Here is a 22,579-nt window from a genome sequence, read left to right as displayed (position 1 = left end):
ACACACATTCATAATCCTTACAATTAATACACATAATATTATTTTATTGATAATGAATAAATTACTAACAGTCTGCAATATTTACAGCAACTGCCAAACCTCCTTCAGAAGTTTCTTTGTATTTATTATTCATATCTTTTGCAGTTTCCCACATCGTATTTACGACTTTATCTAACGGAACTTTCGCAGTCAACGGATCTGTATCCAATGCTAATTCTGCCGCATTTATCGCTTTAATCGCTCCCATTGTGTTACGTTCGATACAAGGAATTTGAACCAAACCTCCAATCGGGTCGCATGTTAAACCTAAATGATGTTCCATTGCAATTTCGGCAGCCATCGTTACTTGCGCAGGAGTTCCTCCCATTAATTCGCATAATGCCGCTGCAGCCATAGCCGAAGATACACCGATCTCAGCTTGACAACCTCCCATTGCTGCAGAAATAGTTGCTCCTTTCTTAAAGATAGAACCAATAACTCCTGCTGTTGTTAAGAATTGTTCAATCTCTTTTTGACCAGCTTTATGATTTTCGATCACCAAATAATACATCAAAACTGCTGGAATAACTCCTGCACTTCCGTTTGTTGGTGCTGTTACTACTCTACCTAATGAAGCATTTACTTCATTAACAGCAAGAGCAAAACAACTTACCCATTTCAAAATTTGACGAAAATATACTTTGGTTTTTCGGATTGAAGCAATCCATTCTTGTGGATTAGAATAAGGTGTTGTTCCAACCAAATTCTTGTGCATATCGTAAGCACGACGTTTCACGTTCAATCCGCCTGGTAAAATACCTTCTGTATGACAACCAATGTACATACACTCTAACATGGTATTCCAAACACGCATTAATTCGTGGTGAATTTCATCTTCAGTTCGGATTGTTTTTTCATTCTCAAACATGATTTCAGAAATCGATTTATTTTCTTTCGAACAAAATTCTAATAACTCTGTTGATGTATTAAATAAATATGGAAAGGCACAAGTGACATCTGTATTGGTAGCACTATCATCCTCTTTTGTAATAAATCCTCCTCCTATCGAATAAAACGTAGAAGAAAATTCTTCGTTCTCATAGAAAGCTGTAAACATCATTCCATTAGCGTGAAAAGATAAAAATTCACGATTGAAAACGATATCAGTTTCGGGATTAAAATCAATTAAAAATTTATTTCCAAAATTTAATTGTTTATTTGTATTGATCGTATTAATAATATTCGAGATATCATCAACAGGAATATATTCAGGATCAGCACCGCTTAGCCCTAACATTACTGCATAATCAGTTGCATGTCCTTTACCTGTAAGCGATAAAGAGCCATACAAATCTACACGAACTTTAGTAATTTTATTAAAGATAGATGCAGCTTCCAATTCTTTCAGAAAAGCTTCTGCAGCGCGCCAAGGACCTAAAGTATGCGAACTTGAAGGACCAACGCCAATTTTGAGCATATCAAATACTGAAATACAATCCATTTTGTACTTTTAATTTATATTTTTTCCACACAAGACAAATATAGCCGTTAAATTCTCATATTCGCTTTATTTAAGCAGTTTTTTTATCAACTTAAACAATTAATAAGCTTAAAATATTCATATTGAATGATATTAATACAAATAATTCAGCATCAAAAAAAGAGGTTACAACTAATTGTAACCTCTTTTCTATACTTTATTAAGTTTTTATTTAAACTTGTGCCAATATGGATAGATAATCGCTAAACCATAACCTATAAACACAAACAATGTAAACATGGTAAAAAGTGTTCCATCTGCCATAAATTCGGGCTGCATTGCTGCTGACACAAATAATGATGTTACAACCATATATACACCAATTCTTTTGTAAGATTTCACTAAAAAGATACCAATTAATGCAATAACTCCTAAAACAAGCGTTGCAATTGGATACCATTTTGGCATTTCTGGTGCATCTTCGTTCATCATTTGGCGGAACAAATAATCATTTGTCACCAATAATTGATAACCACGATAAAGAATACTCAAAATCAAGAAAACCATTATAAAAATCATTGACTTGAAAAGGAATGATGTTTTGTTTCCTTCGTGTTTCAAATCTTTTGTTTTGGTATTATCCGACATTAAAACTTTTGTGTCAAAAATGTCGTCACGTTCTTGATTTTGTTCTACTTTTTGATCTGTCATAGCTTTATTTTAAAATAAGAAATCATATCCTTTCAAACTCAATTTTTCGTATTTTTCTTCATCAAAACGATACAATTTAGATACTTTACGATGTTGTTTAGGATCTGTTGTGTTACCTGTTTCGATAATTAAATTTGAGTTAAAGATTTTCTTTCTAAAGTTACGTTTATCCAATTCACGATTCAAGGCTTTTTCATACAAACTTTGTAATTGTGCAATTGTAAACTCATCTCCAAGTAAGTTAAACCCAACTGGACGACGCTTCACACGACGTTTTACACGTTCTTTTGCATATTTTACAATTTCATTGTGATCAAAAGCTAAATCCGGAACGCGATCGTAAGGAAACCATTCTCCACCTTGTGTTTTCACTTTTTCCTCTATTTGAGGCGTCAATTTAACCAAAGCATAGTAAGCAACATTTACAACACGTCCTAATGGATTACGAAAAACTTTTGTAAAGGCTTTCAATTGTTCAATATATGTTTGATGCTCATCGTAAGCAATTTTCTCAATCAATAATTCGTGAATTGCTTGATCGTTACTTACCGTTGGCGCAATATATTTTCCTGGCAAAACCAATGCTCCTTTGAAAGGATCGTTTAGTTTTTTGTACACCAATATTTTGAGATCTTCTCCATCAAACCCGAAAAGTACGAGACTTGAACATAGAGCGACCTGAAAATATTTTTCTTTTTCTTCGTCTGTCATTTTGTGGGATGATTAATAAATTGAAATTATTTTTAATGAAAAATTGAATGCATCAATCTATTTTTATCGTTGAAAGATTCTTCTAACGAAATCATAGATTCTGTTCTCAATACATCATCAATTTGATCAATTTTGTAGATAACATCTTTCGCATCAGAAGTATCTCTTGCACGAATTTTACAGAAAATATTATATTTCCCAGACACAACGTGAACCACTGTTACGTTAGGAATTTTATATAATTCATCTATCACTTTCTGAGTTTTGTTTGTTTTTGTAAGTAACAATCCTACATACGCAACAAACTGATAACCCATTTTATCATAATCTGTAATTAGTGTAGTTCCTTTGATGATTCCAGCCTCCTCTAATTTCTTGACACGTACGTGAATAGTACCAGCAGAAACATTCATTTTCTTTGCAATTTCTGTAAATGGCATTCTTGTATTGTCAATCAAATACATCAAAATTTTCTTATCAACATCATCAATTATGTAATTCATTTTCCTAATTTTTGATTATTATTATTATTTTAATAAAAAATCGAATTAATTTTTAGCAAAATTATAAATAAAACAAACAAACTTCAAAATATTTTTTAATGATTTATTTAATATTTTACTTTTGTTGTAATAATAGTTCAAAAAAGAAAGAACTAATCACTTTTGTTTGTTTGCGCGAGTTTATTGTCTAACCACAATAAACTCATTTTTTTTTATTTAATTTTGACTAAGCCGCGACGCTTTTGTTCCACCTTAGGTTGAGTAGTTTTTTGATACGTAACTTTGACCGTATCTTTTGTAGTTTGACGGGTAGAATCTATTCTTCTTTCCTCACTTTTAAACTGTTTCGGAAGTACAATCGAATCAAATCTTTCTTGTGGTTGCTCTTCTTTTTTAGCTTTAGTTTTCTTTTTAATTTCATCTAAACCTAAGAAACCTCTAAACGTATCGAAACTTTTGTTGTATTGAATTCCGACTCCGAAACTTTGATTCAAGTTATTTTCCATTCCAGGTAACAAACCGAAAGTTGTAGGTTTTGTAAATGCTTTTAGGACCAAAGATCCATTATTTAATTTTGAAATATCGTAGGAAATATCAAAATTACCATCGAAATTCTCTTGTACATTTCTATTATTTGTAACCGCAATTCCATACGAACCACGCAAACTTAAACGATTATTAACGCGATATGAAACCGAAGTTCTAATTTTATCATTTGTCTCCGATTGTGCACTACCACCAACGTACTCCATTTGTATATCTACATTATTCGCAATAGATGATAACATGCCCGCAATTGTCGATAAACCAATATCAGCAGCTGTACTCGTTACACCAGACTGAACAGCCGATGCGTCACCAAATTTACCTGTCAATAAGATATAACTAAACTGAAGCATCTGTTCTTCTGTATTTGAACGGAATTTTGATTGTAACTGCGAATTGATATCCGAACCTGCATTAGGAATTGTTAATCCAAAATCGATAATAGGTTTCTTCAACGTTTCGGAAATATTAATTGATAAGAGAGCATCATAAATTTGCGAATATCCTACACCTAAATAATCTCCAACATTTGATACCGAACGTTGATATTCAGCTGTAATATTAAGCGTTGCATCGAGCGGATTTCCTGCAAATTGCACAGAAGATCCTTTTTTGATTTTAAAATCTTTCGGAATCAGCGGAAATTGTCTAAACTCATATGTTCCACTTTCTATATTATATACACCTGTAATACTCAATCCTGCTTTATTCATTAAGAATCTAAGATTTTCTGCTGTACCACGCGCTGTCGCTTTATCGTTTGTAGCTGCATCAAAAATCAAATTCACCATTGCATTTGGATACGCATTAATGTTGACATCTATCGACATTCCTTTTGGCGCATGCGGTTCATTATTTTTAGATTTTTCGTCTAAATGTTGGTTAGGAACAAAACGTACCAAGTTATTTTCTGACTCAATTGTTGTACTTCCTGTATTAATTGTCAATTCAGAATTCCCTACAACAGTCGCATCACCAGCAATTTCCAACTCCTCTACCGCACCAAACATAGAGACATTTCCTTTGGCAAATACTTTTCCATAAAACAGTTCATTGTCTTTTATAGATGTATTCATCACCAATAAATTTTGCGTATCGAAATCTAAGTTGAGACCCCATTTAGATAAGTTGCGGAAAAGAATTGCTCCATCAACTTTTCCTTTTGTATTGAATGTTGTGTCTTTGAACGCAATATCATTCAACATAATAATCCCTTGTCCTTTTCCTTGTTTCGAAACAAGCAATTCATTTTCTCCTTCAAATAAATAATCAGTTCCTAAGAAATTCACTTTCAAACCAAGATCTTTTGCTATCATATTTCCGCTAAGATTTGGCAAATCAATTGGTCCAGTAATTTTTAAATCACCAGATAACGTTCCACGCATATTAGAGAAAACAGATTTTAAGAATCCTTCTAAGAAATCGATGTGAAACTCATCAAAATTGGCATCTACATCAACCTCAGGACCTGTTGGTTTATTGATAATATTACCATAAGCAACCAACGATTGAATTTGTTCTTTCTGTAAACTTGTTTCAAAATTAAATTGTTTATCCGCTACATTATAACCTCCTTGTAAAGTCAAATTACCAAGCTCGAAATCATTTAAACCTAACTTATCAATTTTAGCTTCAAGCGTTGGTTCAAGTTTTTCTTTTGTACGAATAATATCTACTTTACCGTTTGCTATACCGACAATTTTTAGGTTATTCAATAATGTTTTAGGAATGATTTTTTCTAAATGCAAATCTTTAAAATCAGCATTGAAATTGTAATCTACATTGTTATTAAATAAACCACTTACTTTTAAATATTGTTCTTCTGATTCTAATGATAAATCTTCAACTTTTAATGATTTATTGATTCGATTAAAAATTACACGATTCGAATTTGCATCATTCAAATGATTAATTGTCCATTGTGTCGAATCAATTTGAATTGTTGAAGGTGAAAATCCAAAAATCAAATCATTATTATTCTGAACTGTATGAAAAAGATTCAGATTAAATAAAATTGGATTTTTTCGACCAATATTAAAATCTGTTTTGACAATCATTGTATCATTCTTCGGAATCGAATTTACGTTAATTGCATTAATCGTTACACCACTTACTTTCAAACTATCAATCTTCGCATTCAACGTTGGCAACTCCGCAATAGTATTTAGATTAACATTAGATTGGAACAATTGAATTCCTGCATATTTAATTCCAGGCGTATCCAAAGTCGCTTCCAACTGATTTTTCGTACCATCAATATAACCTTTTACATGCGTATCAGGCTCAATCGAAATCGATGAATCGATATATTGTAATAAATTTTCTTGCACATAAACATCAAACGAAAAAGCCTGATTTGGTGAAACTTTTTTATGACGGAAAGATGGAACTAAATCTACAAGCGAATTATTGATAACATTGGCAACTTCCGTAATATTATAGCGACCATCTACTGTAGCGCGCATATAATTAGGAACATCCAAAGTCATGATTTTATGCGAACCATTTATTTGAGAATTCAACATGACATGTGACAATTCTAACGTATCTTTTTTCGAACGGAAGTAAAGATTTTTGACATCAATATTTCCTCTGAAATCATTAATATTTGTCAACTTAAAATTCCCTTCAACATCGCCACGTACAATTGCATTTAGATTTTTTGTAACTCCAAGAAAATCTAAATTAATTTGACGAATATTCGAAGTAAAATCAAAATCATAAGGTTTTCCACTAAAGTTAATTTTACCTTTCAATTGCGCATTTAGATTTGGATCTTTGATATCGAACAAGCCATTGAATTGATAATTTTTAACCAAACCGTCAACCGTAATATTTTGATAACGTTTGCCCATCAAATCCATATAACGAAGTGTTCCATCCAGATTTAAATTGATATTTTTCAAATCTGTTCCTCTTCCATCAAATCTAAACTTCCCGCTTACATAACCCAAATCTTTTGCATTAGTTAATTGACGAAGATTTAAGTTTTTCGCATCTAAAGTACCTTTATAAATTAAGGCTTTTACATTTTTATAATTCTTGATTTGCGCTTTAATATCAGCATCTCCAAGTCCAGAAATGGCGTAACCATTCGCATGAATTTCATTTGGATTTAACAAAATATCTCCACGATAATTTAGGTTTCCAAAACGTGTCAACATATTTGGAATTTTCTTCGAAACAAAGGTTGGAAGTAATTTTGTTATTTTTTGATATGATGTATTAATTTTTACATTTCTTGTCGAAAAATTTAACAAAGAACCATGCAAAACATCTTGCAATTGTAAGCGAGAAGCTCCAACATAATTATCTTCACCTTTTAATTCGAAATCAGAAAAAGTCAAATTATTCAGCGTTCCATTTACCTTTCCATATAAATCTACTGACGAATTTTTATCAAATAAAGGTGTGAAATAACGAATTTCTTTAAAGTTAATCTTAGAACCTCGATCAAAAAAAACATCCCAACGAACTTTATTTTCAAAGTCACTCATATCCGAGGGTTCATCGTAACTCAACAATAAATTTCCATTCAAAACAGACGTATCCGTTCTCAAATTCAAATTCCCAACTCGAATTTCTTTTTTCGAATAATGAACTTTTCCTGTAAAGTTTTGTACGTTATACGTTTCTTTATTTTTTGTCGCAACAAAGCAGAAGTTTTCTAAATCAGCCGTAATATCAGAATCAACTAATCGAAACTTTTTTACAGTCATGTTCAACTGTTTTGAATCCAACCAGATATTCCCAGAATTTTGATTAACAATTGAAACTTTACCGTCTTCCAAAATAAAATCTCCATCCAATTTGAAAATCTTTTTCGGATCTTTTGGTTTATCAGAACTAAAACCGTTCACAAATTTGATAAAATTGGAAATCGAATCGCCTTTGTACGTAATCACACGAATTTCGGGCTGAATCAATTTCACTTCACTCAAATCAATGTGATCTTTTTTGATTCCTGGTATAAGTGACCAGACATTTATCGTTGTTTCTAAAGTTTTCGATTTAATAAAATCATATTTATGATCATCTTTTATCTTAACGCCATGGAAATATATTGTTCCAAAAAAATCAATATCCACCGAATCCACATACATTTGCGTGTTCAACGATTTATTTAATTTTTCTAAGGCAAAGTGAGCTATTTTTGTCTGTACCGCAGGGATTTGTATTGCGATTGCTACTGTTAAAACAAGGGTTAAAACGAGTATAATCAACGACAATAAAAATCTTCCTATTCGTCTGACTATTTTCAATGGTTTAAATTTACGATATTTGCAGGGTAAAAATAAGTTATAAATTTTATTCTACAAGGAATTATGAGCGATAAAAACTACATTTTAGCCATAGAATCTTCTTGTGATGATACAGGCGCAGCAATTATTGACAGAAATAAAATTATTTCTAATGTTGTAGCAAGCCAAAAAATTCACGAAATATATGGTGGCGTAGTACCAGAATTAGCTTCGAGAGCACATCAACAAAATATTGTTCCCGTCGTAGATCAAGCCCTAAAACAGGCAAATATTAATAAAGAAGAACTTAAAGCAATCGCGTATACACGTGGTCCAGGATTGATGGGTTCGCTTTTGGTTGGCGGAAGTTTTGCGAAATCTTTCAGTCAATCATTGGATATTCCGTTGATTGAGGTTAATCACATGCAAGCACATATTTTGGCAAATTTTATTGAAGATGCCAACGACGAAAAACCAACTTTTCCATTTTTATGTTTGACTGTTTCTGGTGGACATACACAAATCGTGAAAATCAACAGTTATTTTGAGATGGAAATTTTAGGTGAAACAATTGATGATGCAGCTGGTGAAGCTTTTGATAAAGCAGGTAAAATTTTAAATTTACCTTATCCTGCAGGTCCAATTATTGACAAAAAATCTAAGATTGGAGATCCTACAAAATTCAAATTTGCAAAACCAAAAATTGATGGTTTAAACTTTAGTTTTAGCGGTTTCAAAACGTCAATTTTATATTTTATTCAGAAAGAAGTCAAAACGAATCCAAATTTTATTGAAGAAAATATTGACGATTTGTGCGCTTCTATTCAACATTCTATCGTTAATATTTTGATGGAAAAAGTAAAAAAAGCATCGGACGAAACTGGAATTAAACAAATTGCGATTGCAGGTGGAGTTTCGGCTAATTCTGAAATTCGTCAACGATTAAAAGATGGAGAAACAGAATTTGGTTGGAAAACTTTTATTCCAAAATTTGCTTATACAACAGATAATGCAGCGATGATTGCAATGGTTGGAAGTTTAAAATTTGATCAAGAGTTATTTACAAAAAACACAGCGAAATCTGTGGCTAAATACCATATTTAATGAAATTATTTTTTGGAGAAATTCATCACGAAACAGCTATCCTGAACGAAGAAGAAAGTCATCATTTTGCGAAAGTTTTGCGCGGAAATGAAGGCGATTTGGTTCATGTGACGGATGGAAAAGGAAATTTGGCTCAAGTTGAAATTACGTCGATTTCTAAAAAAGCAGTTGAAGGAAAAATTGTTGATTTAAAAGTAAATTTCGAACAGAAAAATTACTATTTACATGTTGCAATTGCGCCAACAAAAACAATGGAACGTTTGGAATTTTTCTTGGAAAAAGCAACCGAAATTGGTATTGACGAAATTACTTTTTTACAGACTTTTCATTCGGAACGAAAAAATATTAAAATCGAGCGAATTGAAAAAATTGTACAATCTGCAACCAAACAATCGTTGAAAGCGTATTTGCCAAAAGTAAATGATTTGACAAAATTCAATGAATTTATCAAACAGGATTTTGAAGGTTTCACGAAATGTATTGCGCATTGCGAAGCGGATATTGAACGTACGCCTTTACGAACAGTTTTGGAAAATAATCCGCAGAAAATTTTGATTATGATTGGTCCTGAAGGTGATTTTTCGAGAGATGAAATTTTCGCTGCAGAAGATCATAATTTTACAGGAATTAGTCTTGGACATCAACGTTTCCGTACTGAAACTGCAGCTTTACAAGCTGTTTTTGCTGTTGATTGGGGATTGAAATAATATAATTAAGAAAGTTGTTTCAAAAATGTCATTTCGAATGAAACGTAGTGAAATGAGAAATCTAAATTACAGATTTCTCCATGCGTCGAAATGACATGACTAATTTTAGTCTTTTGAAACAGCTTTTTTCTTTCATTCGAAAATAAATATCTTTATCAAAATTTAAAACTTATGAAAAAATTAGCACTTATTTTGGGATTATTCATCGGTAATTTTTCGGTTGCGCAAACTGTAAATGATGTTCCGATTAAAGATATCAATGTTGATTATGTACAGATTATTGGAACTGGGCGAGGTTTGAGTACAAAAATGAATATTCGATTGGATTTTGGACAAGAAACCAAATCTTTTTCACTGAAAAATGGTTTGAAAATAAAAGATGAACGCGGAATTTCAGTGAAATTCAATTCGATGATTGATGCGTTGAATTTTATGTCTGAAAACGGATATGAATTTCAGTTTGCCTACACATCAAAAGAAAATGATAACGATGCGCTTTATTATATTTTAAAGAGAAAAAAATAAAAAAATCCTCAACTTATGTTGAGGATTTATATTGAGAGAAATTCAATTCTTAATTAATTTTTTGAGCAACGTAATCACTTTCGTTTCCTAAACGATCGACAGCTTTTAGTGCAACTGCTGTTAAACTTTTACCATCTTTGTGTTTCAAAATTGTTTGGTTTGTTTTGGTTTTATCCAAAATAGACGTTTCCCAATCGTTGTTGTAACGTGTGTATAAAATCCATTTCGAAACATTTGAATTCATTTTATAATCATTCCAATTCATCACAACTTCTGACGCTTTCATATTTACAGTCAAACTTGGTTTTACCAAACGATCTGCTTTTATCCAATTCATAGTTGGCACCAAAGCTTTAGCTTTGTATGGACCTTCTTTCAGATAACTCAACATCGAAGGATTTTTCGTTAATCCAGCAATACTCCAGTGAATAACACCCACATTGTTTTGTAAAATTTCTCCAGCCATTTTTACCTGATTTGTAATCTCAGTTGTTCTATCCGAAACTTTCACTTCTACAGTATTCAAACCTGGCCAAAGATGACGATTATGTGTGTTTTCTGATTTCCACCATTCTAATAATTTCGGAAAACTTTGTCCTGTCGAATTAATTGGCCAATACAATTGTGGCGAAAAATAATCAACCCAACCTTTGTTCAACCATAATTTTGCATCTGCATACAATTCATCATATTGCGAAGAACCTGTAATTCCAGCAGGATATCCTGGTTTCCAAATTCCAAAAGGACTAATACCAAATTTTACAAAAGGTTTTTCTGCTTTGATTTCTTTATAAATACGCTCAATAATTGTATTCACATTTTGACGACGCCAATCTGCTCTCGACAACATTCCTCCATTATTCTTGTAAACATTCCAAGTTGAATTATCTGGAAAGTCTGCACCACCATTATACGATGCATATGGATAGAAATAATCATCAAAATGAACACCATCAATATCATAACGCGAAACGATATCACGAACAACTTCCGAAACGTGATCTTGCGTTTTTTTGTCAGCAGGATCAAACCAATACATGCCATTTTTCAATCTCACCACATTACTTGGCGATCTTTTCACCATCGATTCGTTTGTCACTGGACCTCCACTACTGTGATGCGCTCTGTAAGGATTTAACCAAACATGCAACTCAATTCCACGTTTGTGTGCTTCTTCCACCCAAAATTCTAACGGGTCATAATATGGCGAAGGCGCCTTACCTTCTTCTCCAGTTAAAAAGTAAGACCAAGGTTCGAAATTACTTTTATACAAAGCATCTGCCGCTGGGCGAACCTGAAAAATAACAGCATTAAAATTGTTTGCTTCTAACATATCCAACAACTTTATTGCTTCATCTTTTTGTTGCGTTGTTGTCAAATCTTTTTTAGAAGGCCAGTTAATATTTGCAACAGAAGCTACCCAAGCTGCACGAAACTCACGATTTACTTCAGGTAGTTTTACTGTAAAAACTTCATCTTTCTTGTTCGGAATTTCAGTTTTTGGCGTAGTAGCAATGGTTGACTTCGTAGATTCGACAGGTTTTATAGGCTGCTTAGATTCTACTTTTTTATAAACTATTTTTTTCGAATTTTTATTTGAAGCACACGAAGATAAGCCAATTGTAGCTATTCCGAAACACATCAAAATATATTTAAAATTAATTTTCATTCGTTGAAATATGTATTTTTAGCGTTACAAAATTAGTAATAAAGCTTTATTAATCCAGATTTTATCAAATATTTAGGATATCTAGATTTTCCTTCTCTATTAAATTTACAAAATTTTTCGCTTCAAAAAGTGTTTTATAAATTTTATTCTTTACATTTTTGTACTCATCTATAATTGATAAAAATATGTTTCTAATTATATGTTTTGGTGTATTGATTATTTGTGTAAATGTTATTTTACAATCAACTGTTACGGTTTATTCGCTAAAATATCTACATAAATTTAATCTCAGAAAACAACGATTAACGTTTAGTGAAGTGCTTTGGCAAATGGCAATTTCAGTATCTTTCTTGACTTTATTGCACGGTGCACAATGTACAATTTGGGCGGCTACTTTTTATTTCAATCCAAATATTGACAATTTATATAGTTTTCAAGAAGCAATCTATTTTTCATTAATCACTTTTACAACCGTTGGTTACGGTGATGTTGTGATTGATAGCGAATGGAAAATTATGGCTGGATTAGAAGCTATAAACGGAATTATGATGGTAGGCTGGTCAACTGCGTTGATGTTTTCTTACCTACAAATTATCTTAAAGAAGAATATTACTCAATAAAAAAATCCCTTCAAAAATTTTTGAAGGGATTTTTAATTAATATTTATTTTTTTCCAAATTAACTTTCAATTCTTTGTAATAATCTGGCGCATTTGCATCTTTTTCTAAAGCTGTATTAACCCATTTCAACGCTTGATTTCGATCCAATTTATTCGAATAATAGAAGTTTGCTGAATTGTAAAAATCTTTTGCAGAAGAATTTTCATTCAATTGATCTCCAATCATTTTTAAAACTTCATTAATTGTATTCGTTTCAATATCCAAAACAACCGTTGTGTTATCCCATGCTAAAACCAAATTCGCCGATTTTTGCGTCACATTTGTAAAACGAATCTCAAACGTTTCTGTCTTATTATTCATCGATTTTGTCGACGGAGCTTTCACTTTCAACGCTATATTCGATTCTTTCCACTCTTTCGGATTCCCCCAGTTTTTCGTGTCTTTATAAAAAATTACCTCCCACTCCTCTTTGTTCGGAATGCTATACAACGCATATTCGCCAGCAGCCAACTCTTGTCCATTCACTTTGATTGGTTTATCAAATTTGATGACCGTATTTTCATTCGCTCCAGTTCGCCAAACTTCTCCATTCAGAACCAATTTTCCAAACACTTTTCTTCCGTTTACATTTGGTCGATTGTATTCAATTTCAAATTCTGTCAAACCTACTTTTTGCTCAACTTCAGCATGAGAACTTACCGCAGGAAATTTCATTTGCGCAAAAGCACAACTTCCTATTAACAAAGCTAAAACTGTTGATGTTATTTTCATATAATTATTTCTTATTCTTTATTTTATCTGTTTTTTTGTCGTATCCATACGGACAATGTTTGCATCCACTTTTGCAACAATATCCTCTTCTTTTTAGATATTGTTCAGTAAATATTCTGAAACCTTCTGGAGATAAATAATAATCTCCTTCTTCAAACTTTTTCATTTCTAATGCTGTGAAATTACAACTTTTATCTATAAACTATCATTAATTTTGGTATGATAATTATTTGTGAAACTTCCTCTAAATTTACGATTTTTAATGCTTTTTAAATCAATATCTTCACAGATTGATTAATTTTGCAACAAAATCGAATTACCTAAATCATGTTTGTAGTTGTTTTGAGTCATTTATTCCGAAAGAATTTTATTGGAATTACCATTTTTCCTTTCATTTTTTTGAGAGATAAAAAACTGAAAAATGATGAAGTTTTAATCAATCACGAAACCATTCATATCATTCAGCAACTCGAACTTTTGGTTGTGTTCTTTTATCCTTTTTACTTGATTGAATATGCGATTCGATTAATTCAATATCGCGATCAACATAAAGCATATCGCAATATTAGTTTTGAGCGTGAAGCTTATGCAAACGAACACAATTTGAATTATTTGAAAAAACGAAAATTTTATAGTTTTCTAAAATATATCTAAATGATTTGGAACGATTATAAAGCTCAAATTCAAAACATTGACATCAAACATTTAACTTCTCTTAATATTCAACTTTCTATATTAAGAGAAGATTTGATTCATCCCGAAATTTCTGGAAATAAATACCGAAAACTGAAATATAATTTTATTGAAGCTGAAAAACAAGGTTTCAAAAAATTGATAACATTTGGAGGTGCTTTTTCTAATCATATTGCGGCAACGGCAGCAGCTGGACTATTACATCATTTCGAAACTATCGGTTTTATTCGCGGAGAAGAATTGAAGGATAAAATCGATGAAAATCCTACATTACGTTTTGCAAAAGAATGTGGAATGCAATTGCATTTTATTTCGAGGGAAGAATACCGAAAAAAGGATGAAGTAGAATTTATTAATCATTTAAACACTAAATATCCAAACACTTACGTTATTCCAGAAGGAGGTACAAATGATTTTGCAATAAAAGGTTGTGAAGAAATTCTGTACGATGATTGTTTCGAATATGATTTTATTGCTTCGGCAATCGGAACTTGTGGAACAATTGCTGGATTGATTGAAAGCTCGAAACCTCATCAAAAAGTTTTAGGTTTTCCGAGTTTAAAGGGAGATTTTATCCAAAATGAAATCGAAAAATTGACAAATAAAACGAATTTCACTATTTTTAATGATTATCATTTTGGCGGATATGGGAAAGTTTCGGATGAATTAATTACTTTTGTAAATGATTTCAAGCGAATTAACCATATTCAATTGGATCCTATTTACACTGGAAAAATGGTTTTTGGAATTTTTCAATTAATTAAAAATCATTATTTTAGTGATAATTCTAAAATTCTTTTGGTTCATACAGGCGGATTGCAAGGAATTGAAGGAATGAACAAACTTTTAAAGAAGAAGAACAAAAATATTATAGAATGAAAAAATTGTTATACGTTTTTAGCTTAGTGTTGACAATTTCGGCGCAAGCACAAGAAAGTAGAGACATAACTTACATTCGAAAACATGCTATTTTAGCTGTTGAAGAAATGCAACTTTACAAAGTTCCGGCAAGTATTACGTTGGCTCAAGGTTTATTGGAAACTGGCGGCGGACAAAGTAAATTAGCCGATCAAGCCAATAATCATTTTGGAATAAAATGTAAAGGTCCTGAAGAATGGTCGTTGGATAAACCTCGTATTTATCACGATGATGATGCAAAAGGCGAATGTTTCAGAAAATATTCTTCAGTTGAAGAAAGCTATAGAGATCATTCTAAATTTTTAGCGTTAAGACCATATTACAAAGCTTTGTTTATTTTAGATCCGACAGATTATAATGCTTGGGCAAATGGTCTGAAAAAATCTGGCTATGCAACTGATCCAAAATATGCTTCAAAATTAATTTCGAGAATTGAAAAATATAATTTAGATCAATTTGATAAGATTTCTCCAGAAGAAGTTTATGCAAAATTGTATACGTTATACAACAATCAAGATGATATGATGTTGGCAAATAATTCGTCAAAATCTAAAACGAAAAAAGAGCCTAAAACCATCAAAGAAGAAGTCGCATTAGCGTCTTATCAACCAAAAGATAATGTTGTAGAGAGTGAGCCAATTGTAAATAACGCTAAAACGATTACTTACGAAACTCGTACGCAAACTCCGACAACGCGCATCAAAAATCATAAAAATAATATTCCTTATATCGTTGCGCAAGCGGGAGAAACAATTGCGACAATTTCTAAAACGTACAACAAAGTTCCTTCGGATATTGCGAATTTCAATGAAATACAAATGGGTTCTAAATTGAAAGATGGACAAATTGTATTCTTCGGAAAAAAGAAAACAAAAGGTTCTGATTATTCGTACAAAGTGCAAGAAGGTGACGATATGTACACGATTTCGCAACGTTTTGGTGTGAAAGTTAACAATTTATACAAGCTAAATCGTATGGAACCAGGTGAACAGCCAAGAGTTGGACAACGAATTAATTTGAAAACAAAAATTAGAGCATAATAAGCTCAATAATAAAAAAAGCTTCATAAGGAAGCTTTTTTTATTTCATCATTTTAGAAATACATTTATTATTTATACTAATCAAATATTTTAGTTGATATCTATAATTTTCAACTATATCAAATCCTAATTTAACAAACTTTGATTATCACATTTATAAATCTTCCACATTTATTAGGCACACTAACAAACAATTAATAATCAGCATTTAACCTAATAAAGTAGATTAATAAAAAAGATAAATAAAGTTAGTATCCTTTTCCTTTAAAAGTTTAGATTCTAAGCTGAATTATATAATGTTTATATGTTTTATTACAATTAGGTTTATCACTAAATAAAATTTCAAATTCAGGGTTTAATTAATTTATAAACGATTAGAATTATATCAAAAAAACGCCACCCAAATTGGGTGGCGTTTGTTATTAAAATTAATATCTAAAGTTAGTTTTTAACAACTTTTGTTGTCTTAGTACTTCCATCAGCATATTTAATTGTTACAATATAAACACCTTTGCTAAGTGCTGATAAATTAAGCTCTGTAGCTGGTTTCATATTTGCTAATGTTCTTCCAGAAAGATCAGTAACAACAATAGAAACAGCATCTTTAACATCAGAGATTCTTAACACATCTTTGAATGGATTAGGATATATTGATATCGTAGTTTTACTCATGTCTGACACGCCTAATTTTCCTACATTAACAGTATAATCTTCCATCTCACCATATGCCTCGTTTGCATTATTTGGTCCGCAAGCGAAATGATGACCAAAAGCATCTGCTTTTGATGCAGATAATACAACTCTCATTCTTGTTTTTCCTAATTTTGCATCAGCAGGAATAATTACATCTTTAGTAAGAACTTCAGCAAGTCCTGTTCCTACGTATGTATACTCATTTTCTTCAAAAGTACCATTCTGGTTAAAATCAATCCACACACCTACAGATTCATATAACCAACCATCACCTGAAGGTCCAACTTTTACAGAAATAGGATAAGTTCCTCCAGTAGACACTTCTGCAACCAATGATGTGAAATCAGAATAACCTGTTGCTCCGCTACAACTAGAATCTTTATTAACTCCTGCAAATGTTACATTTTCAATAACATCACCATCGTTACAAATCATATTAATTCCGTTGTTACAGTAAGTGTAGTTAGCAGCTGTTGTGAATGAAATCTCTTCACATCCTGTTGCATCACCCGTTTCATTTGAAGCTACCACTTTTACAAAATATTTTGTATTGGCAGATAAAGAAACATTATAACTTGTTTCTGTAACTTCTTTACCATCTTCTATATCGTAAGTTCCAGAAGCAGTTCCTATATATACTTTATATTTATCTGCATTATCAATAGTATTCCAAGTGATTTTAGTAGTTGTCATTACATCAACTGCATCTTTTATTGGAGCTGTAATTGTAACACAATCAGGAAGTGTTGCTACCCCTTCTTTTATATCAATTGTATAATCTTCGACTTGACCATATGTAGTGTTTCCACATGGCTGAGGATCTGTAGAATATGTTGTTCTAACTCTCATACGAGTTTTTCCTAATTTTGCATCAGAAGGAATTTTCACAACCCCAGTTGATGTAGCTGCATTTACAGTCATATTTGTTTTTTCGTTGTCTGTAAACACTCCATCTTGATTATAATCTATCCAAACACTTGTTTTATCACCATAGAAATTAGAAATCTTAACCTCAATTGGGTATTTATTATTAGTTTGAACATTCCCTACAATATTAGTGAAATCTTCGTATCCGTTATTATTATATAAAGCTGTCGAAGCATTATCTATATCCGCGAATTTAACATTAACAATTCTTTCAAAACTATTACTTGTAGAAGTCGCTTGAGCATCACAATATGTAAGTGCAGTAGATTTTACATTAATTGTATACTCTTCTACTTGACCATTTCCAATATCTGAACAAGCAGTAGAAAGAGCATTATGAATAACAGAAGTATTTGTGAAATTATACTTCACTCTCATTCTCTTGTCTCCGGCTTTAACACCTGTTGGAATAACTAAATCTCCTTTTAAATTAATTACACCACCTGTTACAACATTTGACACCAACATTGTTGCTGTTGTATTGAAATAAGCTTCTCCCGCATCATCAAAATCACCATCTTCATTCCAGTCGACGTATATAGTAGCAGCAAAATTATTACTTCCTGATCCTATTCCAGATAAAGTAAATGGCACTGACGTTACATCATCATTCATTTCGAATTTTGTTGTTGTAAAATTTTGATGAGCTTCAAACGCTCCAAAAGTAGTAGCCGTTTCATCAGATATTTTTTCAACATCTCCAAATTTGAATGATTTGATTGGGAACATCTGAGCAGGAATAGTAGTAATAATCGGTCCACAATAAGGAGCTAACGCATTTTCACCTGTTGTAAATGTAGTTTCCACACAACCTACAGCATCTCCTAAACTATTAGTTGCAACAATTTTAGCAAAATATTTCGTATTAGCCGCCAACGCTTGAGCTGCAGGTAACATATAACCTGAAGATAGTTCTTCTCCATTTATTGCATTGTAATTAGCTGACACACTTCCTAAATACAATTTGTAAGCATGTGCATTTGCAGCAATTCCCCATGTAAAAGTTGGTCTAACAAAAACACCTGTCGCACCATCTACTGGAGTAGAAAGAGTAGTACAACTTGGAAGAGCATCAACCTTTTGTAAAATAGAAATATTATCTAAAAATACTAATGCTCCGTTAGTATTATTCGCACTTGAACTTGTTACTGAAATTCTAAACCTAAAATTTGCTCCATTAACAATTCCATCAGCTATAGAGGCTGTAACATGTACACATTCACCTGTTGTTCCACTATATGGAATCGTAGAAACTGTTGTAAAAGTAGTCCCTGTAGAAGCAGTAGAATATTGTACAAGAATATCTCCTTTAAGTTCCCCTACATTATTTTGTAAGAAATCCTCTATGACATAATCAAAGCTAATGTCAACTTGCTTTCCATTAGTCACCATCGCTGCAGGCTTAGTATAAGTAAGAGTAGCTGTTTTTCCAGAGGCAGCAGTTCCCACTAAAGCAGCTCCCCAAGCTCTATCAGCTCCAGTACACCCCGCGTTATTATACACTCCTGTATAGTTAGCTGGTGTATAACCTCCAGCTCCAACCCAAGTCGACGGAAGCGTTCCTTCGAACCCCTCTTTAACTGAGACTTGTGCATTCGCGCCAATTCCTAGCGCCATACCACATAATAGTAAAATTTTCTTCATAAATATTAATTAAATATTAGTAATACAAACATACATTTTTAATATCAATACGAAAAAAATAAAGGAAATTATTTAACTAATAATCAATAAAAACATTATTTTAATTAATTATTAAACACTATTTAAGAAAATAAATCTATATTTATTAAAAATAAATAAAAAGAATTCAACAAACTACATTCGGTTTTTTTCATAAAAAATGTCTCTAAAAAGTATAATTTTAGAGACATTTTTTAAAACTTTTTTTTATTTCATTATTTTGAGAATATCAACCAATTGCTGATTGATTTCTCCTGTTTGATAATCCATCGGTGCAGGCGCGCGATCAATCATAATATTTCCTTCTTTGTCTAAAATAATAAAAGTCGGGATATATTCTATCTTATAATCAAAGCCAAAGTTATCTTCTCTTCCTGCAAATAACTGTACACCAGACATCTGATTTTCTCTCACCATTTTTTCCCAAATTGGCTTATCTTCTAATTTATCCAAAGAAACACTTACAAAATGAATTGGTGCATTATGAAATTGTTTTTCCAATTCTTTCATAAAAGGAATTTGAACTTTGCAAGGTCCACACCATGTTGCCCAAATATCCATGTAGACATATTTTCCTTTGAAATCTGATAAGTCAAATCGTTTTCCATTGATATCAGCCAAAGAAAAATCTGGTGCTTTTATCAATTCTTTCGGAATTTCTGATTCTGGTGATTCTTTTTTTGCAACAGAATCAATCTTTTCTATTTCAGCAGATTCTTCAATTTTTTGTTCGGATTTATTACAACTAAAAAATGTAAAAAACATTGATAGTAATAGTAGTTTCGTTTTCATTTTATTTTTCAAATAAGTATTAAAAAACTTGATAATATCTATAAGTCTTTCGTCAAAAATAAACATTTAAACGTTAGCAATTTCATAAAATACCTCAATTCACTTGACAAAGGGGTATCTGACATCGTATATTTGCAAAAAATTGTACAATTATGAAAATGAAAACCTCCGATTTCGACTTTACTTTACCTGAAGAACTTTTAGCAGATCGCCCTTCTGAAAACAGAGACGAAGCTCGCTTAATGGTTGTTCACCGTGACACCGGAGAAATTGAACATAGACAATTTAAAGATCTTATCGAGTATTTCGACGAAGGAGATGTAATGATTCGTAACAATACGAAAGTTTTCCCTGCTCGTTTGATGGGTAACAAAGAGAAAACTGGTGCTCAAATCGAAGTTTTCTTGCTAAGAGAATTAGATGCTGAGACTCGTTTATGGGATGTTTTGGTTGATCCTGCGCGTAAAATTCGTATCGGAAATAAATTATTCTTCGATAATGATGATACATTAGTTGCAGAGGTTGTTGACAATACAACTTCTCGTGGACGTACTTTACGTTTCTTATTTGATGGATCTTACGAAGAATTCCGTGCAAAATTGAAAGAATTAGGAGAAACTCCACTTCCAAAATATATTTTACGTGATGTTGAACCAGAAGATGCAGAGCGTTACCAAACAATTTATGCAAAACACGAAGGAGCTGTTGCTGCACCAACAGCTGGTTTACACTTTTCTAAACACTTATTAAAACGTTTAGAAATTAAAGGTGTTGATTTTGCTGAATTAACATTACACATTGGTTTAGGAACTTTTCAAGCTGTAGAGGTTGAAGATTTATCTAAACACAAAATGGAGTCTGAGCAAGTTATTATTCCTCAAGAATCTGCTGATCTTGTAAATCGTGCAATTGACGAGAAGAAAAAAGTTTGTGCTATTGGTACAACTTCTATGCGTTCTATCGAATCTTCTGTTTCTGCAGATGGTCATTTAAATGCATTTGATGGTTGGACGAACAAATTTATTCACCCACCATACGATTTCTCTATTGCAAATTGTATGATTACAAACTTCCACACACCAAAATCTACATTAATCATGATGATTTCTGCGTTTGCTGGACACGATTTAACAATGAAAGCATACAACGAAGCTGTAAAAGAAGGATACAAATTCTACTCTTACGGAGATGCAATGTTAATCTTATAAGACAAGTTTGAGTACAACAAAAAAAGATATACGAAAGCTTTCACAAGCTGAGATTGAAGATTATTTCAAAGAGATTGGAGAAAAATCATTCCGCGCAAAACAAGTGTACGAATGGTTATGGAAAAAGAATGCGCATCAATTTGATGACATGACGAATATCTCAAAAGCTCTACGTGAGCAATTGGGAGAATCTTTCCAAATTCAACCTGTTGAAGTTGATCTTCTACAAAAATCTAACGACGGAACCATCAAGAATGCGGTTAAACTTCATGATGGTAACGTTGTGGAATCTGTTTTAATTCCGACTGATTCTCGCACAACTGCATGCGTTTCTTCGCAAGTTGGTTGTAGCTTGGATTGTACTTTTTGTGCAACAGCGCAATTAAAACGTATGCGTAACTTAACAGCTGCCGAAATCGTCGATCAAGTTGTGATTATCGATGAAGAAAGTAAACGTTATTTCAATCGTCCTTTAAGCAATATCGTATTTATGGGAATGGGAGAACCTTTGTTAAATTATAACGAAGTAATTTCTGCCATCAAAAAAATCACATTGCCAGAAGGACTAGGAATGGCTCCAAGACGAATTACAGTTTCTACTTCGGGAATTCCTAAAATGATTGAAAAACTGGCTGACGAAGATTTACGTGTTAACCTTGCGGTATCTTTACATTCGGCTCGAGAAGAAGTTCGTAATGTGATTATGCCTTTTTCTGTTAAATTTCCGTTGACGGATTTAATGGATAGTCTTCAATATTGGTACCAACAAACAGGTTTACGAATTACGTTCGAATATATTGTTTGGGGCGGTGTTAATGATAAAAAAGAAGATATCGATGCATTGGTAAAATTCTGTCGAAAAATTCCTTCTAAAGTGAATATTATCGAATATAATTCGATTGATGACGGAATCTACAAACAAGCATCAGAAGAAGCAGTTAACAATTATATCAAAGCTTTAGAATCCAACAATATTGTGGTAAATGTACGTCGTAGTCGCGGAAAAGATATTGATGCAGCTTGCGGACAATTAGCCAATAAAACTGGAAATGATTAAA

The 22,579-nt window shown here is 32.1% G+C and carries 19 protein-coding genes; 9 read left to right on the top strand and 10 right to left on the bottom strand.

Annotation, left to right across the window (positions count from 1 at the left end; genetic code table 11):
* Positions 1 to 64: 64 nt before the first annotated feature.
* The 5 genes from FH779_RS06030 to FH779_RS06010 all read right to left on the bottom strand — a co-directional run bounded on the left by FH779_RS06030 (position 65) and on the right by FH779_RS06010 (position 8,192).
* Positions 65 to 1,480: an L-serine ammonia-lyase gene (locus FH779_RS06030; protein ID WP_180906376.1), complete on the bottom strand. Its 1,416-nt coding sequence runs from the start codon at positions 1,478 to 1,480 to the stop codon at positions 65 to 67.
* A gap of 207 nt (positions 1,481 to 1,687) precedes the next feature.
* Positions 1,688 to 2,170, bottom strand: a complete 483-nt coding sequence (locus tag FH779_RS06025) for a hypothetical protein (RefSeq protein WP_038336323.1) — start codon at positions 2,168 to 2,170, stop codon at positions 1,688 to 1,690.
* Positions 2,171 to 2,179: 9 nt separating this feature from the next.
* Entirely contained in the window at positions 2,180 to 2,881 is a 702-nt protein-coding gene (locus FH779_RS06020; protein ID WP_125350221.1) for an NUDIX hydrolase, read from the bottom strand.
* Between the two features lie 32 nt (positions 2,882 to 2,913).
* On the bottom strand, positions 2,914 to 3,384 hold the full coding sequence (locus tag FH779_RS06015; protein ID WP_038336320.1) for an Lrp/AsnC family transcriptional regulator: 471 nt from the start codon (positions 3,382 to 3,384) through the stop codon (positions 2,914 to 2,916).
* A gap of 212 nt (positions 3,385 to 3,596) precedes the next feature.
* Positions 3,597 to 8,192 (bottom strand): translocation/assembly module TamB domain-containing protein, encoded by a 4,596-nt coding sequence (locus FH779_RS06010; RefSeq protein WP_180906375.1) that lies wholly within the window; start codon positions 8,190 to 8,192, stop codon positions 3,597 to 3,599.
* Positions 8,193 to 8,255: 63 nt separating this feature from the next.
* On the opposite strand from FH779_RS06010, the gene tsaD reads away from it, so the two are divergent.
* From tsaD to FH779_RS05995, 3 genes are all read left to right on the top strand, one after another.
* Positions 8,256 to 9,275: a tRNA (adenosine(37)-N6)-threonylcarbamoyltransferase complex transferase subunit TsaD gene (gene tsaD / locus FH779_RS06005; RefSeq protein ID WP_180906374.1), complete on the top strand. Its 1,020-nt coding sequence runs from the start codon at positions 8,256 to 8,258 to the stop codon at positions 9,273 to 9,275.
* Positions 9,275 to 9,982: an RsmE family RNA methyltransferase gene (locus FH779_RS06000; protein WP_180906373.1), complete on the top strand. Its 708-nt coding sequence runs from the start codon at positions 9,275 to 9,277 to the stop codon at positions 9,980 to 9,982. The genes tsaD and FH779_RS06000 overlap by 1 nt, the downstream gene beginning before the upstream one ends.
* Before the next feature lie 171 nt (positions 9,983 to 10,153).
* The gene (locus tag FH779_RS05995; RefSeq protein WP_038336316.1) at positions 10,154 to 10,507 is read left to right on the top strand and encodes a hypothetical protein; all 354 of its coding nucleotides are present in this window, start codon (positions 10,154 to 10,156) and stop codon (positions 10,505 to 10,507) included.
* Between the two features lie 49 nt (positions 10,508 to 10,556).
* On the opposite strand, the gene FH779_RS05990 is transcribed toward FH779_RS05995, so the two are convergent.
* Positions 10,557 to 12,176 carry a glycoside hydrolase family 10 protein gene (locus FH779_RS05990; protein ID WP_114999991.1) on the bottom strand — a complete coding sequence of 540 codons (1,620 nt, stop codon included), beginning with the start codon at positions 12,174 to 12,176 and terminating at the stop codon, positions 10,557 to 10,559.
* 185 nt (positions 12,177 to 12,361) lie between these two features.
* Between FH779_RS05990 and FH779_RS05985 the strand changes: the two genes are divergently transcribed.
* Positions 12,362 to 12,796: a potassium channel family protein gene (locus tag FH779_RS05985; RefSeq protein WP_180906372.1), complete on the top strand. Its 435-nt coding sequence runs from the start codon at positions 12,362 to 12,364 to the stop codon at positions 12,794 to 12,796.
* Positions 12,797 to 12,832: 36 nt separating this feature from the next.
* On the opposite strand, the gene FH779_RS05980 is transcribed toward FH779_RS05985, so the two are convergent.
* Both FH779_RS05980 and FH779_RS05975 read right to left on the bottom strand, forming a co-directional pair.
* Positions 12,833 to 13,567, bottom strand: a complete 735-nt coding sequence (locus FH779_RS05980; protein WP_180906371.1) for a DUF2911 domain-containing protein — start codon at positions 13,565 to 13,567, stop codon at positions 12,833 to 12,835.
* Positions 13,568 to 13,571: 4 nt separating this feature from the next.
* Positions 13,572 to 13,733 (bottom strand): DUF5522 domain-containing protein, encoded by a 162-nt coding sequence (locus tag FH779_RS05975; protein ID WP_180906370.1) that lies wholly within the window; start codon positions 13,731 to 13,733, stop codon positions 13,572 to 13,574.
* 161 nt (positions 13,734 to 13,894) lie between these two features.
* On the opposite strand from FH779_RS05975, the gene FH779_RS05970 reads away from it, so the two are divergent.
* From FH779_RS05970 to FH779_RS05960, 3 genes are read left to right on the top strand one after another with little or no spacing between them, the layout of a single operon-like run.
* Positions 13,895 to 14,221, top strand: a complete 327-nt coding sequence (locus tag FH779_RS05970) for a hypothetical protein (protein ID WP_114999988.1) — start codon at positions 13,895 to 13,897, stop codon at positions 14,219 to 14,221.
* Positions 14,222 to 15,139, top strand: coding sequence for a 1-aminocyclopropane-1-carboxylate deaminase/D-cysteine desulfhydrase (locus tag FH779_RS05965; protein WP_180906369.1), 918 nt, complete (start codon positions 14,222 to 14,224; stop codon positions 15,137 to 15,139).
* Positions 15,136 to 16,218, top strand: coding sequence for a glucosaminidase domain-containing protein (locus tag FH779_RS05960; RefSeq protein ID WP_180906368.1), 1,083 nt, complete (start codon positions 15,136 to 15,138; stop codon positions 16,216 to 16,218). The genes FH779_RS05965 and FH779_RS05960 overlap by 4 nt, the downstream gene beginning before the upstream one ends.
* Positions 16,219 to 16,659: 441 nt before the next feature.
* On the opposite strand, the gene FH779_RS05955 is transcribed toward FH779_RS05960, so the two are convergent.
* The gene (locus FH779_RS05955; protein ID WP_180906367.1) at positions 16,660 to 19,482 is read right to left on the bottom strand and encodes a GEVED domain-containing protein; all 2,823 of its coding nucleotides are present in this window, start codon (positions 19,480 to 19,482) and stop codon (positions 16,660 to 16,662) included.
* 246 nt (positions 19,483 to 19,728) lie between these two features.
* A complete protein-coding gene (locus tag FH779_RS05950) occupies positions 19,729 to 20,313 on the bottom strand; it encodes a TlpA family protein disulfide reductase (RefSeq protein ID WP_180906366.1) in 585 nt (194 codons plus the stop codon).
* Between the two features lie 158 nt (positions 20,314 to 20,471).
* Between FH779_RS05950 and queA the strand changes: the two genes are divergently transcribed.
* Positions 20,472 to 21,521: a tRNA preQ1(34) S-adenosylmethionine ribosyltransferase-isomerase QueA gene (gene queA, locus FH779_RS05945; RefSeq protein ID WP_038336356.1), complete on the top strand. Its 1,050-nt coding sequence runs from the start codon at positions 20,472 to 20,474 to the stop codon at positions 21,519 to 21,521.
* Positions 21,522 to 21,528: 7 nt separating this feature from the next.
* Positions 21,529 to 22,578 carry a 23S rRNA (adenine(2503)-C(2))-methyltransferase RlmN gene (gene rlmN, locus FH779_RS05940; RefSeq protein ID WP_038336309.1) on the top strand — a complete coding sequence of 350 codons (1,050 nt, stop codon included), beginning with the start codon at positions 21,529 to 21,531 and terminating at the stop codon, positions 22,576 to 22,578.
* Position 22,579: the final 1 nt, after the last annotated feature.

The sequence above is a fragment of the Empedobacter falsenii genome, assembly GCF_013488205.1.
In the GTDB taxonomy this organism is placed as follows: domain Bacteria; phylum Bacteroidota; class Bacteroidia; order Flavobacteriales; family Weeksellaceae; genus Empedobacter; species Empedobacter falsenii_C.
The sequence above is the reverse complement of the archived record's forward strand: the minus strand, read 5'-3'. Positions and strand labels throughout refer to the sequence as shown.

What these genes read in the sequence shown, in the direction of transcription:
- FH779_RS06000 (WP_180906373.1), top strand. Translation starts at nt 9,275, where the DNA reads ATGAAATTATTTTTTGGAGAAATTCATCACGAAACAGCTATCCTGAAC.
- FH779_RS06020 (WP_125350221.1), bottom strand. Translation starts at nt 2,881, where the DNA reads ATGACAGACGAAGAAAAAGAAAAATATTTTCAGGTCGCTCTATGTTCA.
- FH779_RS06025 (WP_038336323.1), bottom strand. Translation starts at nt 2,170, where the DNA reads ATGACAGATCAAAAAGTAGAACAAAATCAAGAACGTGACGACATTTTT.
- FH779_RS05970 (WP_114999988.1), top strand. Translation starts at nt 13,895, where the DNA reads ATGTTTGTAGTTGTTTTGAGTCATTTATTCCGAAAGAATTTTATTGGA.
- FH779_RS05955 (WP_180906367.1), bottom strand. Translation starts at nt 19,482, where the DNA reads ATGAAGAAAATTTTACTATTATGTGGTATGGCGCTAGGAATTGGCGCG.
- FH779_RS05950 (WP_180906366.1), bottom strand. Translation starts at nt 20,313, where the DNA reads ATGAAAACGAAACTACTATTACTATCAATGTTTTTTACATTTTTTAGT.
- tsaD (WP_180906374.1), top strand. Translation starts at nt 8,256, where the DNA reads ATGAGCGATAAAAACTACATTTTAGCCATAGAATCTTCTTGTGATGAT.
- FH779_RS06030 (WP_180906376.1), bottom strand. Translation starts at nt 1,480, where the DNA reads ATGGATTGTATTTCAGTATTTGATATGCTCAAAATTGGCGTTGGTCCT.
- FH779_RS05960 (WP_180906368.1), top strand. Translation starts at nt 15,136, where the DNA reads ATGAAAAAATTGTTATACGTTTTTAGCTTAGTGTTGACAATTTCGGCG.
- FH779_RS05990 (WP_114999991.1), bottom strand. Translation starts at nt 12,176, where the DNA reads ATGAAAATTAATTTTAAATATATTTTGATGTGTTTCGGAATAGCTACA.
- FH779_RS05985 (WP_180906372.1), top strand. Translation starts at nt 12,362, where the DNA reads ATGTTTCTAATTATATGTTTTGGTGTATTGATTATTTGTGTAAATGTT.
- FH779_RS05965 (WP_180906369.1), top strand. Translation starts at nt 14,222, where the DNA reads ATGATTTGGAACGATTATAAAGCTCAAATTCAAAACATTGACATCAAA.
- FH779_RS06015 (WP_038336320.1), bottom strand. Translation starts at nt 3,384, where the DNA reads ATGAATTACATAATTGATGATGTTGATAAGAAAATTTTGATGTATTTG.
- FH779_RS05975 (WP_180906370.1), bottom strand. Translation starts at nt 13,733, where the DNA reads ATGAAAAAGTTTGAAGAAGGAGATTATTATTTATCTCCAGAAGGTTTC.
- queA (WP_038336356.1), top strand. Translation starts at nt 20,472, where the DNA reads ATGAAAACCTCCGATTTCGACTTTACTTTACCTGAAGAACTTTTAGCA.
- FH779_RS05995 (WP_038336316.1), top strand. Translation starts at nt 10,154, where the DNA reads ATGAAAAAATTAGCACTTATTTTGGGATTATTCATCGGTAATTTTTCG.
- FH779_RS05980 (WP_180906371.1), bottom strand. Translation starts at nt 13,567, where the DNA reads ATGAAAATAACATCAACAGTTTTAGCTTTGTTAATAGGAAGTTGTGCT.